The following is a 16,835-nucleotide window of genomic DNA, read 5'->3' as shown; positions in this document are numbered from 1 at the left end:
CTCTTATTGTGACGTCACTCGAGCACGAGTCACCTGTTTCTCCGGTTTCTCCGCATGGGCAGCACGATAATTATCAATCCAGTTCTTGCCGGCTATAATGAAGCCCATCACAATGAAGGCCCCTGGTGGCAATATGGCAAGCAGTAGCGGGTAGTCGACGCTAAACAACTCAACCCGTAGGTTGGCTGCCCATTCGCCGAGTAATAAGTTCGCACCATCAAATAGCGTACCGTTACCGAGTACCTCGCGAATACCGCCTAACAATACCAATATCAAGGTAAATCCAAGCCCCATCATCAAACCATCAAATGCCGCGTGATGCCATGGATTTTTCGAAGCGTAGGCTTCGGCACGCCCAATAATGGCACAGTTGGTAACAATCAGTGGAATGAAAATGCCAAGTGCTTGGTATAAACCGTACACGTATGCGTTCATGAGCAACTGAATGACCGTTACAAAGGTTGCGATAACCATAACAAACACAGGAATACGGATTTCTTTCGGTACAAATTCACGTACCAAGCTTACGGTAATGTTAGAACCAACCAGCACTAATAACGTGGCTAAACCAAGGCCAAGTGCGTTGGTCACCGTTGCGGTGACTGCCAACAGCGGACATAGCCCTAATAATTGCACTAGCGCTGGGTTATTGTTCCACAAACCTTGCCATGTGAGTTCTTTGTATGTGTTTACTTCGTTGCTCATGATGATGCTCCTGAGCTATCGGCATAACAGTTTGCTGGTGCAGCGAACCATTGCTGCTGGTTTTTTTCAAATATCAGGGCTGTACGTTTCACCGCTTGAACCACTGCGCGGGGAGTAATGGTTGCGCCGGTGAATTGGTCGAACATGCCGCCATCACGTTTGACAGCCCAGCGCGGGTCGTCTTCACCATTCACGCGCTGACCATTAAAGCTGGTGATCCAATCACTTTTTCGAATTTCGATTTTGTCGCCGAGTCCCGGAGTTTCTTGGTGCTGCAGAGTGCGTACGCCAGCAATTGATGCATCAGCGTTCAGTGCCACTAACAAATGAATAGCCCCGCTATAACCGTTAGGCGCTGTTACTTCTACAGCAACTGCTGTGGGCTCATTATTCACATAAGCGCGATAAACACGACGCGGTGCTGAGCCAAGATCAGGATGACGAATAACGGTACAACTTTGATACAAGTCGTTGTCATGCAGATTAGGTGGAATGATTTGATTTAATACCCGTAGTAACTCTTGTTCTTGTTGACGTGAAATCGGCTCTTTGGTCACGAGCGAGGTCATGATCACTAAAAACGTCGCGACAATGGCAAAGCCGGCCAAAATCAGTCCGTTGCGTCCCATACTTTTGAAAATCATGAGCGACCTCCGTGACCATAGGCAATCGGCTGGGTGTATTTATCAATCACCGGCACGGTCATATTTGCTAACAACACGGCAAACGCAACCGCGTCAGGATAGCCACCCCACGTACGAATCACGAATACCAAGAAGCCAACCAATAACCCAAATACCCAACGCCCTTTGTTCGAGGTGGCCGCAGTAACGGGATCCGTCGCAATAAAGAACGCGCCGAGCATGGTGGCGCCACTTAAAGCGTGTAACATGGGTGTTATCGCTTGGTCTGGGTTAAATAGCCAGTAAATAGCTGCCGGTACCAACAGGCCAACGAGCATACCACCAGGAATATGCCAACTAATGATCTTTTGTTTGATGAGTACAAGGCCACCAAGTAAAAAGGCGATGTTGATCCATGCCCAACCTATGCCCGCAAGGTCATCAAATATTGGTTTAGTTAATGCTTCGCTTAGCGTCAACTGATGGTTCAAATCGTTGCGCAGGCTATCTAATGGAGTTGCCATAGTGATGCCGTCTGCACCCATACGCAGCTGTTCAAGATTGTAACCAGCTTGCGTATAACCGCTGAAAATTAGACTCACAGTGTCGTTCAACGAGACTTGCAGTTGGGCAAGTTCATTCGGTATTGGCCAACTGGTCATTTGAACGGGGAATGAAATAAGCAGCAACACGTAGCCAGCCATTGCCGGATTAAACAGGTTTTGTCCCACGCCACCGTATACGTGCTTCACCACGATGACGGCAAAGGCGGTACCCATCACAATAATCCACCACGGGGCAAGGGCAGGAATGCTAATGGCAAGCAGTACGGCGGTGACAATGGCCGTATGATCTTGCCATGCATGGGCAACCGGGCGACCTCGCATGCGCATGGCAAGCCCTTCAGCAACCCAAGCGGTTAACAATGCCAACGCCAGTTGCACATAAACCCCAAAACCGAAGAAATAGGTTTGTACCAGAACCCCAGGAATTAACGCCAAGTAGACCCAACGCATCACTTGTTGCGTGGTTCTGCGTTGATGTGCATGGGGTGAGGCCGCTATTTTAAAGGTCATGCGTCGTCACCTTCTTTATTCTTTTGTTGAGCCGCCGCAGCTTGTGCCGCTTTTCGTGCTTTAGCTCGGGCAATAGCTGCTTGTACCGCTTCTTGCGGGTTATCGCCGCCTTGCGCCACAGCTTCAGCTTGGGCTTTCTTACGCGCTTCGGCGGCTTTACGATGACGCTCGAGACGCTCTTGCTTTTCGCGCTCAAGGCGTTCTTGACGCGCTTCAAAACGTTCGCGTGCAACTTCTGCTTTGGCCTTTTCACGAGCGATATTGCGAATTTCCGCTTTCGCTTTACGGTAGTAATGGACCAGCGGAATTTCGCTTGGACACACATAAGCACAGGCACCGCATTCAATACAGTCGAATAGGTTCTGCTGCTCTAAACCGTCATAGTCTTTCGCTTTTGCTAACCATTGCAATTGTTGTGGAAGTAGCTGAGCAGGGCACACGTCCGCGCAGGCACCACAACGAATACAAGCCATTTCATCTTGTGCGGGTGCAAGTTCTTGACTGCTTGGCACTAAAATACAGTTAGTAATTTTGACTACGGGCACAGACAAATCAGCGAGGGTAAAGCCCATCATCGGGCCGCCCATGATGACTCGTTGCTCTGGTTCAGGTTTAAAACCACATTGTGCCAATAAGTATGCAACTGGCGTACCTAAACGAACCCAGTAGTTTCCTGGCTTTTCAACATTTTCGCCGGTGACGGTAACCACTCGTTCTATCAACGGTTTGCCTTGCAGTACTGCTTGCGCAACGGCAAACGCCGTACCGACGTTTTGCATGACTAAGCCAACATCAATTGGCAAGCCGCGGCTTGGTACCTGACGACCGGTTAGCAGTTGAATCAGTTGCTTTTCGCCGCCTGATGGGTATTTCACAGGCACAACGCGCAGTGCGAGTTGTGGGTGTTTATCTAACAAAGCTTCGAATGCCGCGATTGCTTCAGGTTTGTTGGCTTCAATGGCGATTAAGGCTTTTTCACAGCCGGCAATGTGCAGCAGAATTTCAGTCCCATCGATGATTGTTTGCGCATGCTCACGCATGAGACGGTCATCGGCACTTATATAAGGCTCGCACTCCACACCGTTTATAATCAGGTAATCTAAAGGACGTTGTAACGCCAATTTTTGCGCGGTTGGAAAGCCAGCGCCGCCTAAACCGGCAATGCCTGCATTTTTAATTCGATCAAGTAATTCAGCGCGACTGAGTTGCGTGTAATCAGTTAATGGTTCGAGAGCAACGTGCTCATCGTTGCCATCGGCACGAATGGTAATCACCGTATCAGCTAAACCAGATGGGTGTGCGATGATGCCTGGGCCAATGGCCGCAATGGTCCCGGAAGTCGGGGCATGCACTGGCAAGCCGTTATTCGCTCCAACTTGAGTCAATACCTGGCCAGCTTTGACGTAATCACCCACCTGCACCAATAATTCTCCGGGTGCACCTGAGTGTTGCTTCACCGGCAAATAATATTCTTGTGCTAGGGCTAGGGGCGCTATTGGGGTTTGATTAGAAATCTCTTTTCGCTCCGGCGGATGAATACCGCCAGGAAACGTCCAAATATGGCCGGCTTCGATAGCTTTGGTTGCTACTGACATTAGTTTGACGACTCCACAACTCGAACAGGGATCTGTTGAAGATCCCACTGCCAATTATCCGGTCGCACTGGCACCGGAACCATGTCAATACAATCAACTGGGCATGGCTCAACGCAAAGGTCGCAGCCCGTGCATTCGTGCGCAATCACAGTATGCATTTGTTTTGCTGCACCGAGGATGGCATCAACTGGGCAGGCCTGAATACATTTCGTACAACCGATACATTCGTCTTCGCGAATGACGGCGACTTTCTTCACATCTTCTTCGCCGTGGGCAGAATCCAGCGGTTTCGCTTCGACACCCATCAAGTCGGCGAGTGCATTGATGGTCGATTGACCACCGGGTGGGCACTTATTTATTTCATCGCCATTGGCAATGGCTTCAGCATACGGGCGACAGCCCGGATAACCACATTGACCGCACTGTGTTTGCGGCAAAATAGCGTCAATTTGGTCAACAATTGGATCGCTTTCCACACGGAATCGTACCGCGGCGAAACCGAGAATAAGACCAAAAATAAGCGCAAGAACGCCAAATACAATGAGAGCGGTTACAACGGTCATGAGGTGGTCACCAAGCCGCTAAAGCCCATAAATGCGAGAGACATTAAGCCTGCGGTTATCATTGCCACAGCCGCGCCTTTAAAAGGAATGGGAACATCAGCCGCAGCTAAGCGCTCACGTAACGCTGAGAATAAAATGAGAACAAGGGAGAAGCCAAGAGCGGCACCAAAGCCATAAACGATTGATTCGATAAAATTATGCTGTTCATTAATGTTTAATAAGGCCACGCCAAGTACCGCACAGTTCGTGGTGATAAGTGGTAAAAATATACCTAGCAGGCGATATAACGTCGGGCTGGTTTTGTGCACGACCATTTCGGTGAATTGCACAACAACTGCAATCACTAAAATAAAACTCAACGTTTGCAACGCCATCAAATCGAGTGGCGCCAAAATATATTGATTCACCAAATAGCTCGAGACCGATGCTAATGTCAGTACAAACGTGGTTGCAGCGGACATACCGATAGCGGTTTCGAGCTTATTGGAAACTCCCATAAACGGGCATAAGCCGAGGAATTTAACCAATACGAAATTGTTGACTAGTACCGTTGCTACCAACAGCAGCAAGTAGTCACCCATGCGAAAATCCGTCCCATTACTTTGAATAGTGCCTATTATCGAATTTTTAGCGCTCTGAAACAACCGATGAACTGTAGTGTTATTCAAGTTTGTCATTGAATATTCATAAAACTGTCATGGTGCTGTTACGACAACTGTCTAAATTTCAACCAAGCCAGTAACGGCAAGCCACTTGAGGCCTTGAATATGACCACATTAATGGCTCGATGGATTGATAAGTTTAGTCAGTTTGATCAACGCAGTTTTCGTTGGTTAAACCTTCGACTAGAAAGATGGTGTCGCCATCAACTCGTACGTTGGATTTCTCGCTCAGGTGATGGTTATGTGTACGCACTGATTGCCTTGATTATGGCTATTTATCTTGAGGCCGACAGTGTGATTCCGATCACGGCTTTGATAATCGGTTTTGCGATTGAAGTGCCGTTATTTTCATTGATTAAACGTATATTAAAGCGTCAGCGCCCATACCAAAAGAACCCGCAGTTTTCCTCAGTTATATTAGCGCATGATCAGTTCAGTTTCCCGTCAGGGCATACAACCGCTGCATTTTTGTTTGCGGGTGTCATGAGCTCATTCTTTCCAACATGGTCGTGGCTTCTTTATATCTGGGCAAGCGCCATAGGTGCTTCACGCGTACTACTTGGAGTGCACTATCCGGGGGATATTCTAGCTGGTGCCGTGCTTGGTTATGTCATTAGTGGTTACGCAATTAGTCTGGCAGTTTAACGTCGTCATAAAATTCATGGAGGTAGTATGCGAATTTTAATTGGTGTTCAAGGAACCGGGAACGGCCATTTAAGTCGATGCTCTGCATTGGCTGAGGCGCTTAGTAACTATCCTGATATTCAAGTGCAGTTTTTAATTTCAGGTCGTGAAAAAAGTCAATTATTTGATATGGACGCTTTTGGGGATTGGCAATGGCGGCAGGGCCTTTCGTTTGTGGTTGAGCACGGCAAAGTAAATTTGTTTGAAACTGTGCGGCGCAATCAATGGCAACAGTTCTGGAAAGACGCACGTGAGCTGGATTTAAGTGATTATGATTTGGTCGTCAGTGATTATGAACCGATAACGGCATGGGCTGGACGCTTACAACGCAAAAAAGTGATTGGTTTAGGACGTCAGTATGCCTTCTACAAACCAACGCCAAGCTTACCTATTGCAGCGGCACATCGACAAATGTTGCGCTGGTTTGCGCCGGCAGATATTGCCGTAGGAATGCATTGGTTTGATGATGCGACACACGTACTTCCGCCAATTATTCATCATCGGGGTCGCGATGCCGTTGTTCGACCGCGGCATTATGTTGTGTACTTGCCGTTTGAACCACTGGCAGCTGTACATAAGTTATTACAACCTTTTGAGAATGCGACATTTGATGTATTTCATCCGCAAGCTGAGCAACGAGAAGTCGGGCATATTCGGTATTTTGCGCCATCGCGCATTGGTTTTGCAGAGGCTGTAGCACGCGCAGAGGGAATTATCAGCAATGCCGGCTTTGAAACGTCTAGCGAAGCGCTGGCGACTGGCAAAAAGCTACTGGTTAAACCGTTAGCAGGCCAATTTGAGCAGGTAGCTAATGCTGAATGCTTGGAACGTTCGCGTTTAGCGCAGGTAATGTGGTCATTAGATACTGATGCAGTATCACAGTTCTTACAGTTGCAAAAAGGCAATTATTGTCGCTGGCCGAATGTGGCTCAAGCTGTTGCGGAGTGGTTAAGCGATGGCGCTGAAGAGCCAGTTCACCAATTAAGTGCACGACTTTGGCAACGTACAGAATTTGAAGACTACATGGAATGTTTGAAGAGTTATTAAGTGGCTCCCCAGGTTGGATTCGAACCAACGACACATGGATTAACAGTCCACCGCTCTAACCAACTGAGCTACTGGGGAATACTTAAGGGGTATTCGGGGGTGTTGTAAGATGTCTTGGCTCCCCAGGTTGGATTCGAACCAACGACACATGGATTAACAGTCCACCGCTCTAACCAACTGAGCTACTGGGGAACACATCTGACAACGGGTGCGAATGTTAAAGGCGGTTGCGGCCTCTGTCAATACTAAAAAATGCTGTTTGCTTGTTTTGTGCGCAAACCCTATGAAAAAATTAAAGTCAAGTAGTCACAATCCTTGTCTATATACCAAATGATATATGTTTGAGTTGTCCTTGGTTATCCACATGGAAGCCGATCGCACGTGTTTCAAAGGCTAGACAATCTTATCCACTAAATCTGTGGATAACCTTGTGGGAAACTGTGTGAGTTGCTTTTAACGGTGGGCTTTTCGGGCTGATTTAGCGATTGCTTAAAAATTGACTATGAAATTAAAAGCGTATATAAAACAAATATTTATATGCGACCTTTACAGAGCCTTTAAAGTTTTTTAAGGCGACATGTCGTCCGTCGCATTTTGACGCAACGATTGTGTATTTCTTACCTGATTTGTACACAAAAGCGACGCTAATAGGGCGCTTATAAACCAGTGTTTTTGCGAAGATTAATTTTTTGTGACGAATATATTTTAAACAGGTGTTTTAGCAACGCTGTCATCGTCATGTCACATGAATATTTCATGTAAAAAGCCGCATTTTTGAGATGCGGCTTTCGTTGGTATGGTTTGATACTGACTCTAAGCGTTTTCGGCAAACGCTTTAATACGTTTTACTGCCTCTTTTAACGTGTCGAGACTACAGGCGAATGAGAAGCGGCAGTGGCCTGGCGCACCAAAGGCGGTACCTGGTACTAATGCCACTTTGGCTTCATTCAAAATCATCTCGCACAATTCAACGTCTGAACTGGCGCCTTTTTGGCTGATTAGCTCATCAATATTAGCAAATGTATAGAAGGTGCCGTCACCAGCAATGCATTTCATGCCAGGAACTTCATTAAGGGCTTCTACGAGATAATCGTGGCGCTGTTTAAACGCCTTAACCATATCGGTGATACAGCTCTGGTCACCTTCCAGTGCCGCAAGCGCAGCCCATTGGCTGATGCTGGCTGGGTTTGAGGTGCTTTGCGATTGAATCTTCTTCATCGCGGCAATCAGTGGTTTTGGACCAGCCGCGTAACCAATTCGCCAACCGGTCATGGCGTACGCTTTCGATACGCCTGATAAAATCACAATGCGGTCTTTCAAATCTGGCGCAACCATCGCAATGTTATGGAAGCTCTCGTCACTCCATAAAATGTGCTCGTACATATCGTCGGTGGCGATCAGAACTTGCGGATGTTGACGCAATACTTCGGCAAGGCTTTCTAATTCAGCTTTGGTATAAGCTGTTCCGGTCGGGTTTGACGGGCTATTCAAAAACATTAAACGTGTTTTCGGGGTAATTGCTGCAGCTAATTGCTCGGCAGTAATTTTATAGCGTTGCTCAATACCTGCCTCAATGAATTTCGGCACGGCGCCCACTAAGATGGACATATCCGGGTACGAAACCCAATACGGCGCTGGAATGAGTACTTCGTCACCAGGATTAAGCCAAGCGCTCAATAAATTAAAAATACTGTGCTTACCGCCAGCGGAAATGAGAATTTCGCTGGTTTCATAGGTTAAGCCGTTATCGCGCTTAAATTTATCGACCACGGCTTGCTTGAGTTGCGGTATACCGTCAACAGCAGTGTATTTCGTATGGCCAGCATCAATCGCAGCTTTTGCTGCTGTTTTGACAAATTCGGGGGTATCGAAATCAGGTTCACCCACACCCAAACCAATCACATCATGGCCAGCAGCTTTGAGTTCGGCAGCTTTTTGCGAGACAGCAAGCGTTGGCGATGGTTGAATAGCGTTAACACGGTCAGATAGTTGGTATTTCACAGTGCGATCCTAAACATAGATGGGGTGAAAATGTTGCGGCTACTATATCGTTTTCGCGGAATTTTGTCTATTGAGGCGCTGCTTATAACATAGCGAAAAAGCGCAAAATTCGTTACACTACGGCTTCTTTTTTCAATACCGGTATTAGATACACATGAGCCAAGCTGTAGCGGCAAAATCATTACTGCACGATCCTATTCAGCCCACTCTCTGGCGGATGACTTGGCCGGTGATCATTGGTGTGTTGACGCTAATTAGCTTTAACGTGGTTGATACTTTTTTCGTCGGTATGTTGGGCACAGACCCGTTGGCAGCCGTCAGTTTTACTTTTCCAGTCACCTTCACCATTGTGAGTTTAGCCATTGGTTTAGGAATTGGTACGTCCGCTGTTATCGCGCGCAAGCGGGGCTCGGGTCGAGAGGAACATGCCAAATTCGATGGCGCAACGGCGTTATCCGTGTCGGCACTATTAGTCATTATCTTGTCGGTCATTGGCTACCTCACCATGGATCCAATCTTCGCTGCGCTACGCGCCCAAGAGCGCTTGTTACCGTACATTCATGACTACATGACAATCTGGTTTTTAGGTGCTGTATTGTTGGTGACCCCAATGGTTGGCAATGCTGTATTGCGCGCCGCAGGTGATACCCGAACACCGTCGTTGATCATGGCATCTGGCGGGCTACTTAACGCTATTTTTGACCCAATATTGATATTCGGTATAGGGCCGATTCCGGCGATGGGCGTGCAAGGCGCAGCGCTCGCAAGTTTAATTTCCTGGATTATTGGTTCGGCATTGGTGCTGTGGTATCTCAGCTACAAAGAGTTGTTATCACTCAAAGCGCCGGCTGATGCTAGTTGGTTGCGCTCAGCGCGGCAAATTTTGAATATCGGGATACCAGCGGCTGGTGCCAACATGCTAACCCCATTGGCTATGGCGGTTATTACTGCAATTATTGCGGCTTACGGGGCTCCGGCGGTTGCTGCATTTGGTGTCGGTACCCGACTTGAATCACTAGCAAGCGTGATAATTCTGGCGCTATCTATGTCGTTACCACCGTTGATTAGTCAAAATTTTGGTGCACACTCGTTTGATCGCGTTGGTGCTGCTTATCGGGTGGCGGTGCGCAGTGTGCTCATTGTTCAGCTATTTATTTATGGAGTGTTGGTTGCAACGGCTCCATGGATTGCGGCTGCGTTTACGGATGATCCAGAAGTGGCACGACTGATTCGGTTGTTTATCTACATCATGCCACTTGGCTACGGCGTGCAGGGCGTGATTATTTTAACTAACTCGAGTTTGAATGCGCTGCACCGTCCGATGAATGCATTGGCATTGAGTATTGTCCGCTTATTTGTGATGTTTGTGCCGCTGAGTTGGTTAGGTGCCATTATTTATGACATTCCTGGGTTATTCGTTGGTGGCGTGATCGCTAACGTGATCACCGGCGTTATTGCATGGTTCTGGTTCCATCGTGGTTTACGCATAGAGACAATGCGTGAACGGAAAGAACATGCACATGATGCGCCAAAAGGCGTGGCAGACGGTGCGGCAGAAGGAGCAACCAAATGAGTCGAGCATTTGAACTCAAGTCTGATTATCAGCCAGCCGGCGATCAGCCTGCAGCCATCGAGCGCTTGGTTGATAACTTGGATGCGGGGTTAGCCCATCAAACCTTATTAGGCGTTACTGGCTCTGGTAAAACTTTCACCATGGCCAATGTGATTCAAAGAATCCAACGACCAACGCTCATTCTTGCGCATAACAAAACACTTGCTGCGCAGTTATATGGCGAGATGAAAGAATTCTTTCCAAATAATGCGGTTGAGTATTTCGTGTCTTATTACGATTACTATCAACCAGAAGCGTACGTTCCCACCACGGATACATTTATTGAGAAAGATGCGTCAATTAACGATCACATTGAGCAAATGCGGTTGTCGGCGACAAAAGCATTAATGGAGCGTCGTGATGTTGTGTTGGTGGCTTCGGTGTCGTGTATTTATGGCTTAGGTGACCCTGAGTCATACATGAAAATGATGCTGCATTTGCGGCGCGGCGATTTGATTGATCAGCGGGATATTCTTCGACGCTTGGCACAATTGCAATATAAGCGTAACGATGCTGCGTTTGAGCGTGGTACGTATCGTGTGCGTGGTGAAGTGATTGATATATTCCCTGCTGAATCAGAGCAGTTAGCCATTCGCGTTGAATTGTTTGACGATGAAATTGATCGTATTAGCTTTTTTGAACCGTTGACAGGGCAGGTGACCGAAGCCGATGTTGCACGTGCAACCGTATATCCTAAAACGCATTACGTTACGCCGCGCGAAACCATCTTAAATGCCATTGAGCGTATTAAAGAAGAGTTGAAAGAGCGTAAGCAACAGCTTCTGGATTCTAATAAATTGGTAGAAGAGCAGCGATTAAGTCAACGCACTCAATATGATATTGAAATGATGCTAGAGCTTGGTTATTGCTCGGGCATCGAAAACTATTCACGCTATTTATCAGGGCGTGCGCCGGGCGAGCCACCACCAACGCTCTTAGATTACTTGCCAGACGACGCGTTGCTCATTATAGATGAGTCACACGTGACCGTGTCGCAAATTGGTGCGATGTACAAAGGCGACCGTTCGCGCAAAGAAAACTTGGTCAATTATGGTTTCCGTTTACCGTCGGCCTTAGATAACCGACCGTTAAAGTTTGAAGAATTTGAAGCCATTGCACCGCAAACCATCTATGTTTCAGCGACACCAGGCAAGTATGAGATTGAAAAATCGGCAGGCGAAGTGGTGGAACAAGTTGTTCGCCCAACTGGACTGATTGACCCCGAAATCGAGATTCGTCCGGTTGCTACACAGGTTGATGACTTAATGTCGGAAGTGCGTTTGCGTGTCGAACGTAACGAACGTGTTCTTGCCACGACTTTAACCAAAAAAATGGCAGAAGATCTTTCTGATTACTTGGACGAACATGGCATTCGTGTGCGTTATTTGCATTCAGACATCGATACGGTCGAGCGCATGGAAATTATTCGAGATTTGCGTTTGGGTGAGTTCGATGTATTAATCGGCATTAACTTACTACGTGAGGGCTTGGATATGCCTGAAGTGTCTCTCGTCGCTATTCTTGATGCCGACAAAGAGGGCTTCCTTCGCTCGGATCGCTCATTGATTCAAACCATTGGTCGCGCCGCTCGTAATCTCAACGGTCGCGCCATACTTTATGCGGATCGCATCACGGGCTCGATGCAGCGAGCCATTGACGAAACCGATCGCCGCCGCGCCAAGCAAGTTGCATATAACGAAGAGCACGGTATCACCCCGAAAGGCTTGAACAAACGTGTGACCGACGTAATGGACCTCGGTGGTGGCATTCGGGCACCGCGTCGCGAGAAACAGCGCGTATCTGAGCCCGACGTGGCTTACGATCCAGCTATGTATGATCCAAAAGCGTTGGTTCAAAAGATTGAGCAAACTGAAAAGGCGATGTATCAGGCGGCAAAAGATCTGGAATTCGAGAAAGCGGCGGCGTTGCGAGATGATGTAGCGAAACTCCGCGAACAACTTAAACTGCTTTAAGAGCAAGTACGATATTTGCTATTAGATATTGGATATTAGACCGGATGTTTCGGCTTTTACCAATATCCAATATCTAATAGCGAATATCGCTTTTGTATTTTACGCTCATCGGTTATTTCGGTTAGATAAATACATAGTAATTGATATTATCTATCCATGAACGAATTCATGGGGGATACCGATATGGCAAAAACAGTTTCTTTTGGTGTGATGCACGTTAGCGTAGCGTTCACCCTAGTATGGTTGATGACTGGGGATATTGTATTGGGTGGCGCCGTGGCATTGATCGAGCCAGTGGTGAACACTGTGGCCTATTATTTTCATGAAAAATTTTGGGCTGCACGGCAAAAGCGTCGGCAGAGTCGACAAATTGATGCGGTGCACGTAGCATAGCGACACTTTTGGTTTGAGTTAGAGATGAGACGTGCAATTACTGCCTGGTGATGAACGCTATGTAACGCCAGACGGCAAATTAAAAATGCCGTTGAGCCTGCTTTTTATCTTGCTATTTTTTCTACGTGGCTATGCTGCGTGGATTATTTCGTTAACGTTCATGGAAGATCGTTCGCGGCTTCTTAAGTTCTTCTATACCAGCACTGAACAATTTGGTTTAGCCTTGCTCGTCGGCTTACCTGCTCTTTTTGTATTTATACTGCTCACGCAATTAAAGGCGGACATTCCGGAGTGGGTGGCTCGCTCATTTGCGGTTGTGCCAATTTTATTATGGGCTAGCTGGCTCATTGATGGCGTGTTGTTACTAAGCTTGATCAGTAATCTCTGGCCGACGTTTTCGTTGGTAAAGGCATTCTTATTATTTGGTTGGCTTGCAGCCGGCTGGATGTTGCTATTTTCACGTCACCTGAAGCGCTTCACAGCGTTAATCGTTAATCGTTAATCGAAGAGCAACGACGATATTAGATATTGGATATTGGATATTGGATATTGGATATTGGATATTAGGAAACGCTTGGGCTATCAGAACTAATATCTAATATCCAATTGCTAATATCGCTTTTGCATTTCTAAGAAGTGGTGGATGGTACTGGGCTCGAACCAGTGACCCCCGCCTTGTAAGGGCGGTGCTCTCCCAGCTGAGCTAACCATCCATCAGGGAGACAGAGAAAATGAAGAAGTGGTGGATGGTACTGGGTTCGAACCAGTGACCCCCGCCTTGTAAGGGCGGTGCTCTCCCAGCTGAGCTAACCATCCTTTTCTCTGCGTTGCGGGGCGTATTATAGGGTGCTTAACGATACTGTCAACAGGAAATCTCACTTGATTTGTTCGACTGCTGATTTTTTCCCCGCTTTGCCGTAAAAATCAACATCCTGCTTTGTACCTACTTGCTAAAAACACAATAATCTATGCTTTCGTCTAATGCGCCTGCCGCTGCTTCTTGGTAGAATACACACCTAACGAAACTGCAAAATAACCCGAATAATGCGGAGAAAGCAAGAATTATGACAGTGGTCACCCGATTTGCCCCAAGTCCTACTGGTTACCTTCACGTTGGTGGTGCTCGCACCGCTTTGTATTCTTGGTTGGTCGCTAAAGCGGCTGGCGGGAAGTTTGTGCTGCGTATTGAAGATACAGACCGTGAGCGCTCAACTCAACCAGCCATTGATGCCATTTTGGAAGGTATGGAGTGGTTGGGATTGAACTGGGATGAAGGTCCGTACTATCAAACCAAGCGTTTTGATCGCTACGAGCATTACATCGATAAACTGTTAGAAGAAGATAAAGCATACAAGTGTTATTGCTCAACTGAGCGGTTGGAAAAAATGCGCGAAGACCAAATGGCTCGTGGCGAAAAGCCTCGTTACGATGGTCACTGCCGCGATAACCCGAATGTATCTGGCGACAAATATGTGGTGCGCTTCCGTAACCCGCAACAAGGTAGTGTGAAGTTTCATGATCATATTCGCGGGCCAATTGAATTTGCGAACACCGAACTGGATGACTTAATTATTGCGCGTAGCGACGGTACGCCTACGTACAACTTCTGTGTGGTTATCGATGATTGGGAAATGAATATTACGCACGTGGTGCGTGGTGAAGATCACATTAATAATACGCCGCGTCAGATTAATATTTTACAAGCGCTTGGCGCACCGGTGCCAGAGTATGCGCATGTATCGATGATCTTAGGTGATGATGGTAAGAAATTATCAAAGCGTCATGGTGCGGTTAGCGTCATGCAATATCGCGATGACGGCTATTTGCCTGAAGCGGTATTGAACTATTTAGTACGCTTAGGCTGGTCGCACGGTGACCAAGAGATTTTTAGTGTTGATGAAATGGTGAAGCTATTTAGCCTTGATGATGTGAATAAAGCGGCATCGGCATTTAACACTGAGAAACTGAATTGGTTGAACCAGCATTATATGAAGTCGCTGCCTGTTGAGCGCGTTGTTCCTTATTTACAATGGCACTTTACCGATCAAGCAATTGATGTGAGCCGCGGTCCAGCTCTTGAGAAGCTAATTCCGTTGATGGCCGATCGTGTGAAAACGCTAAAAGAAATGGCCGAGCAAAGCCGTTACTTCTATGAAGAGTATGAGGAATTTGACGAAGCCGCCGCCAAGAAGCATTTGCGTCCGGTAGCGCGCGAAGCTCTTGAAGCTGTCCAAGATCGTCTTGCATGCGTTGATAGTTGGAACGCGGCGACTATTCAGGCTGCTATTCAGCAAACGGCCGATGACCTCGGCGTTGGCATGGGTAAAGTCGGCATGCCATTGCGTGTAGCGGTAACCGGTTCGGGTAATTCACCATCACTTGATGTGACGTTAGAATTATTGTCGCAAGAACAAGTGGTAGGACGTATTGCTCGTGCTATTTCGTTTATTATTGAACGTGAGCAAGCGCAGTAACTCGGAAAAGGCGCCAACTTGGCGCCTTTTTTCTATATCTCTCAGAGAATTAAAGCATGCTAGAAATTGATAAGTTGTTGGCTAACAACCAAGCTTGGGCGAAACGGATGCTCGAGCAAGATCCCACGTTTTTTAATAATTTGGTCGCGCAACAGACGCCGGAATATTTGTGGATTGGTTGTTCAGATAGCCGAGTTCCTGCCAATCAAGTTGTTGGCATGGCACCGGGTGAACTGTTTGTGCACCGTAACGTGGCAAATCAAGTCATTCAAACGGATTTTAACTGCTTGTCGGTGGTGCAATATGCGGTTGAAACACTCTTTGTAAAGCACATCTTAGTTGTTGGACATTATGGTTGTGGTGGCGTGCGAGCAGCCACGGAGAGTTGTAGCCACGGTTTAGTTGACCATTGGTTGTTTCCAATTAAAGATATTTATCGTATTCACCATGACGAACTTGAAAGCATTGTCGGTGACAAAGAGCGTTTGGATAGACTTTGCGAACTGAACGTGATTGAACAGGTGCGAAATTTGGCAAAGACGACAATTGTCCAACAGGCATGGGATCGTGGCCAAGAGTTAGCTATTCATGGCTGGGTTTATAGTATTGAGGACGGCTTAGTGCGAGACATGGAAGTGACGGTGCGTGACCGTGCATCATTAGAGCGAATTTATCACTTCGATGAGTAACACATAGGCGACATACCATATGGCAGATAATCATTGGGAAGACGTTTATAAAACAAAGGCAGTGGATCGTGTTAGTTGGTACCAGTCAAGGGCTGAAACTTCGCTGCGACTGATTACCGATACCGGTATGAGTCACGAAGCCGCGATTATTGATGTGGGGAGCGGGGCGTCGCGGTTAATCGATAACCTACTGGCCGCAGGCTTTGCCAATATCACCGCGCTTGATTTATCAGCAAGTGCATTAGCGACTTCGAAAAAACGCTTAAAAGCGAAAGCAGAGAATGTAACGTGGTTGGTGGGCGATGTACTCACCACGGCATTTGCTAAAGCGCAATTTTCAATTTGGCATGATCGCGCGGTGTTTCATTTTTTAATGACTCCAGAACAACAACAGTCTTATGTTACTCAAGCAGCAAAAGCTGTAGAGCGGGGCGGTTATGCGATTATTGCAACATTCGCTGAAGATGGCCCAGAAAAATGTAGTGGGCTACCCGTACAGCGCTATTCGGCGCAACAATTGGCTGAAGTTTTTGCTGAACACTTCACCTTAGTGCATACCGAGCGTGAAATTCACAAAACCCCGAACGGGTCTGAACAAAAGTTTAATTACTGCGTACTTAGACGAAATTGATCGGGATTTGTTCGAACTGACGCAAAATTCGGCAAACAAACAAAATTACCAAAAAAAAGGTTGACGGTAGTGCGCCAATTACCCTAGAATTCGCCCCGCTGTCAGGG

Annotated in this window: 16 protein-coding genes and 4 tRNA genes; 9 read left to right on the top strand and 11 right to left on the bottom strand. The window is 47.1% G+C overall.

The window, feature by feature from the left end; translation table 11 throughout:
• Window positions 1-3 precede the first annotated feature (3 nt).
• The 6 genes from LG272_RS09170 to rsxA are packed head-to-tail and all read right to left on the bottom strand — an operon-like array spanning window position 4 to window position 5,143.
• On the bottom strand, window positions 4-705 hold the full coding sequence (locus tag LG272_RS09170) for an electron transport complex subunit E (protein ID WP_404408105.1): 702 nt from the start codon (window positions 703-705) through the stop codon (window positions 4-6).
• The gene (gene rsxG, locus LG272_RS09165) at window positions 702-1,349 is read right to left on the bottom strand and encodes an electron transport complex subunit RsxG (RefSeq protein ID WP_126759031.1); all 648 of its coding nucleotides are present in this window, start codon (window positions 1,347-1,349) and stop codon (window positions 702-704) included. Before rsxG ends, LG272_RS09170 begins: the two co-directional genes overlap by 4 nt.
• Window positions 1,346-2,404 carry an electron transport complex subunit RsxD gene (rsxD, locus tag LG272_RS09160; protein ID WP_126759030.1) on the bottom strand — a complete coding sequence of 353 codons (1,059 nt, stop codon included), beginning with the start codon at window positions 2,402-2,404 and terminating at the stop codon, window positions 1,346-1,348. The genes rsxG and rsxD overlap by 4 nt, the downstream gene beginning before the upstream one ends.
• Window positions 2,401-3,999: an electron transport complex subunit RsxC gene (rsxC, locus tag LG272_RS09155; protein WP_404408102.1), complete on the bottom strand. Its 1,599-nt coding sequence runs from the start codon at window positions 3,997-3,999 to the stop codon at window positions 2,401-2,403. The genes rsxD and rsxC overlap by 4 nt, the downstream gene beginning before the upstream one ends.
• Window positions 3,999-4,562 (bottom strand): electron transport complex subunit RsxB, encoded by a 564-nt coding sequence (gene rsxB / locus LG272_RS09150; RefSeq protein ID WP_126759028.1) that lies wholly within the window; start codon window positions 4,560-4,562, stop codon window positions 3,999-4,001. The genes rsxC and rsxB overlap by 1 nt, the downstream gene beginning before the upstream one ends.
• Entirely contained in the window at window positions 4,559-5,143 is a 585-nt protein-coding gene (rsxA, locus tag LG272_RS09145; RefSeq protein WP_126759027.1) for an electron transport complex subunit RsxA, read from the bottom strand. The genes rsxB and rsxA overlap by 4 nt, the downstream gene beginning before the upstream one ends.
• Before the next feature lie 186 nt (window positions 5,144-5,329).
• Between rsxA and LG272_RS09140 the strand changes: the two genes are divergently transcribed.
• Window positions 5,330-5,869 carry a phosphatase PAP2 family protein gene (locus LG272_RS09140; protein ID WP_404408099.1) on the top strand — a complete coding sequence of 180 codons (540 nt, stop codon included), beginning with the start codon at window positions 5,330-5,332 and terminating at the stop codon, window positions 5,867-5,869.
• Window positions 5,870-5,896: 27 nt separating this feature from the next.
• Window positions 5,897-6,955, top strand: a complete 1,059-nt coding sequence (locus LG272_RS09135) for a glycosyltransferase family protein (protein ID WP_404408097.1) — start codon at window positions 5,897-5,899, stop codon at window positions 6,953-6,955.
• 1 nt (window position 6,956) lies between these two features.
• Here the strand turns inward: LG272_RS09135 and LG272_RS09130 are convergent.
• The 3 genes from LG272_RS09130 to LG272_RS09120 all read right to left on the bottom strand — a co-directional run bounded on the left by LG272_RS09130 (window position 6,957) and on the right by LG272_RS09120 (window position 8,956).
• Window positions 6,957-7,033: transfer RNA gene (locus tag LG272_RS09130), tRNA-Asn, on the bottom strand.
• Between the two features lie 37 nt (window positions 7,034-7,070).
• Window positions 7,071-7,147: transfer RNA gene (locus LG272_RS09125), tRNA-Asn, on the bottom strand.
• 621 nt (window positions 7,148-7,768) lie between these two features.
• Window positions 7,769-8,956 (bottom strand): pyridoxal phosphate-dependent aminotransferase, encoded by a 1,188-nt coding sequence (locus tag LG272_RS09120; protein ID WP_404408095.1) that lies wholly within the window; start codon window positions 8,954-8,956, stop codon window positions 7,769-7,771.
• Window positions 8,957-9,110: 154 nt separating this feature from the next.
• Here LG272_RS09120 and LG272_RS09115 point away from each other — a divergent pair, with 154 nt between their 5' ends.
• From LG272_RS09115 to LG272_RS09100, 4 genes are all read left to right on the top strand, one after another.
• Window positions 9,111-10,529 carry an MATE family efflux transporter gene (locus LG272_RS09115; RefSeq protein WP_404408093.1) on the top strand — a complete coding sequence of 473 codons (1,419 nt, stop codon included), beginning with the start codon at window positions 9,111-9,113 and terminating at the stop codon, window positions 10,527-10,529.
• Window positions 10,526-12,541, top strand: a complete 2,016-nt coding sequence (gene uvrB / locus LG272_RS09110) for an excinuclease ABC subunit UvrB (RefSeq protein ID WP_404408091.1) — start codon at window positions 10,526-10,528, stop codon at window positions 12,539-12,541. The genes LG272_RS09115 and uvrB overlap by 4 nt, the downstream gene beginning before the upstream one ends.
• A 183-nt stretch (window positions 12,542-12,724) precedes the next feature.
• Window positions 12,725-12,934: a DUF2061 domain-containing protein gene (locus LG272_RS09105; protein WP_404408089.1), complete on the top strand. Its 210-nt coding sequence runs from the start codon at window positions 12,725-12,727 to the stop codon at window positions 12,932-12,934.
• Between the two features lie 31 nt (window positions 12,935-12,965).
• Entirely contained in the window at window positions 12,966-13,436 is a 471-nt protein-coding gene (locus LG272_RS09100) for a DUF2919 family protein (protein WP_404408087.1), read from the top strand.
• Window positions 13,437-13,571: 135 nt separating this feature from the next.
• Here the strand turns inward: LG272_RS09100 and LG272_RS09095 are convergent.
• Both LG272_RS09095 and LG272_RS09090 read right to left on the bottom strand, forming a co-directional pair.
• Window positions 13,572-13,647: transfer RNA gene (locus tag LG272_RS09095), tRNA-Val, on the bottom strand.
• A 27-nt stretch (window positions 13,648-13,674) separates the two neighbouring features.
• A tRNA-Val gene (locus tag LG272_RS09090) sits at window positions 13,675-13,750 on the bottom strand.
• A gap of 248 nt (window positions 13,751-13,998) precedes the next feature.
• Between LG272_RS09090 and gltX the strand changes: the two genes are divergently transcribed.
• Genes gltX through LG272_RS09075 form a run of 3 tightly spaced genes read left to right on the top strand, consistent with a single transcriptional unit; the run spans window position 13,999 to window position 16,728 of the window.
• Entirely contained in the window at window positions 13,999-15,408 is a 1,410-nt protein-coding gene (gene gltX, locus LG272_RS09085; RefSeq protein ID WP_404408085.1) for a glutamate--tRNA ligase, read from the top strand.
• A gap of 56 nt (window positions 15,409-15,464) precedes the next feature.
• Window positions 15,465-16,097, top strand: coding sequence for a carbonate dehydratase (gene can, locus LG272_RS09080; RefSeq protein WP_126759019.1), 633 nt, complete (start codon window positions 15,465-15,467; stop codon window positions 16,095-16,097).
• A gap of 19 nt (window positions 16,098-16,116) precedes the next feature.
• A complete protein-coding gene (locus tag LG272_RS09075; RefSeq protein WP_404408083.1) occupies window positions 16,117-16,728 on the top strand; it encodes a class I SAM-dependent methyltransferase in 612 nt (203 codons plus the stop codon).
• The last annotated feature ends 107 nt before the right edge of the window (window positions 16,729-16,835 follow it).

It is taken from the genome of Pseudidiomarina marina (genome assembly GCF_044807045.1).
Classification (GTDB): domain Bacteria; phylum Pseudomonadota; class Gammaproteobacteria; order Enterobacterales; family Alteromonadaceae; genus Pseudidiomarina; species Pseudidiomarina marina.
The sequence above is the reverse complement of the archived record's forward strand: the minus strand, read 5'-3'. Positions and strand labels throughout refer to the sequence as shown.

Coding starts and splice junctions, on each gene's coding strand:
- LG272_RS09170 (WP_404408105.1), bottom strand. CDS start 705: ATGAGCAACGAAGTAAACACATACAAAGAACTCACATGGCAAGGTTTG.
- rsxG (WP_126759031.1), bottom strand. CDS start 1,349: ATGATTTTCAAAAGTATGGGACGCAACGGACTGATTTTGGCCGGCTTT.
- rsxD (WP_126759030.1), bottom strand. CDS start 2,404: ATGACCTTTAAAATAGCGGCCTCACCCCATGCACATCAACGCAGAACC.
- rsxC (WP_404408102.1), bottom strand. CDS start 3,999: ATGTCAGTAGCAACCAAAGCTATCGAAGCCGGCCATATTTGGACGTTT.
- rsxB (WP_126759028.1), bottom strand. CDS start 4,562: ATGACCGTTGTAACCGCTCTCATTGTATTTGGCGTTCTTGCGCTTATT.
- rsxA (WP_126759027.1), bottom strand. CDS start 5,143: ATGGGTGACTACTTGCTGCTGTTGGTAGCAACGGTACTAGTCAACAAT.
- LG272_RS09140 (WP_404408099.1), top strand. CDS start 5,330: ATGACCACATTAATGGCTCGATGGATTGATAAGTTTAGTCAGTTTGAT.
- LG272_RS09135 (WP_404408097.1), top strand. CDS start 5,897: ATGCGAATTTTAATTGGTGTTCAAGGAACCGGGAACGGCCATTTAAGT.
- LG272_RS09115 (WP_404408093.1), top strand. CDS start 9,111: ATGAGCCAAGCTGTAGCGGCAAAATCATTACTGCACGATCCTATTCAG.
- uvrB (WP_404408091.1), top strand. CDS start 10,526: ATGAGTCGAGCATTTGAACTCAAGTCTGATTATCAGCCAGCCGGCGAT.
- LG272_RS09105 (WP_404408089.1), top strand. CDS start 12,725: ATGGCAAAAACAGTTTCTTTTGGTGTGATGCACGTTAGCGTAGCGTTC.
- gltX (WP_404408085.1), top strand. CDS start 13,999: ATGACAGTGGTCACCCGATTTGCCCCAAGTCCTACTGGTTACCTTCAC.
- can (WP_126759019.1), top strand. CDS start 15,465: ATGCTAGAAATTGATAAGTTGTTGGCTAACAACCAAGCTTGGGCGAAA.
- LG272_RS09075 (WP_404408083.1), top strand. CDS start 16,117: ATGGCAGATAATCATTGGGAAGACGTTTATAAAACAAAGGCAGTGGAT.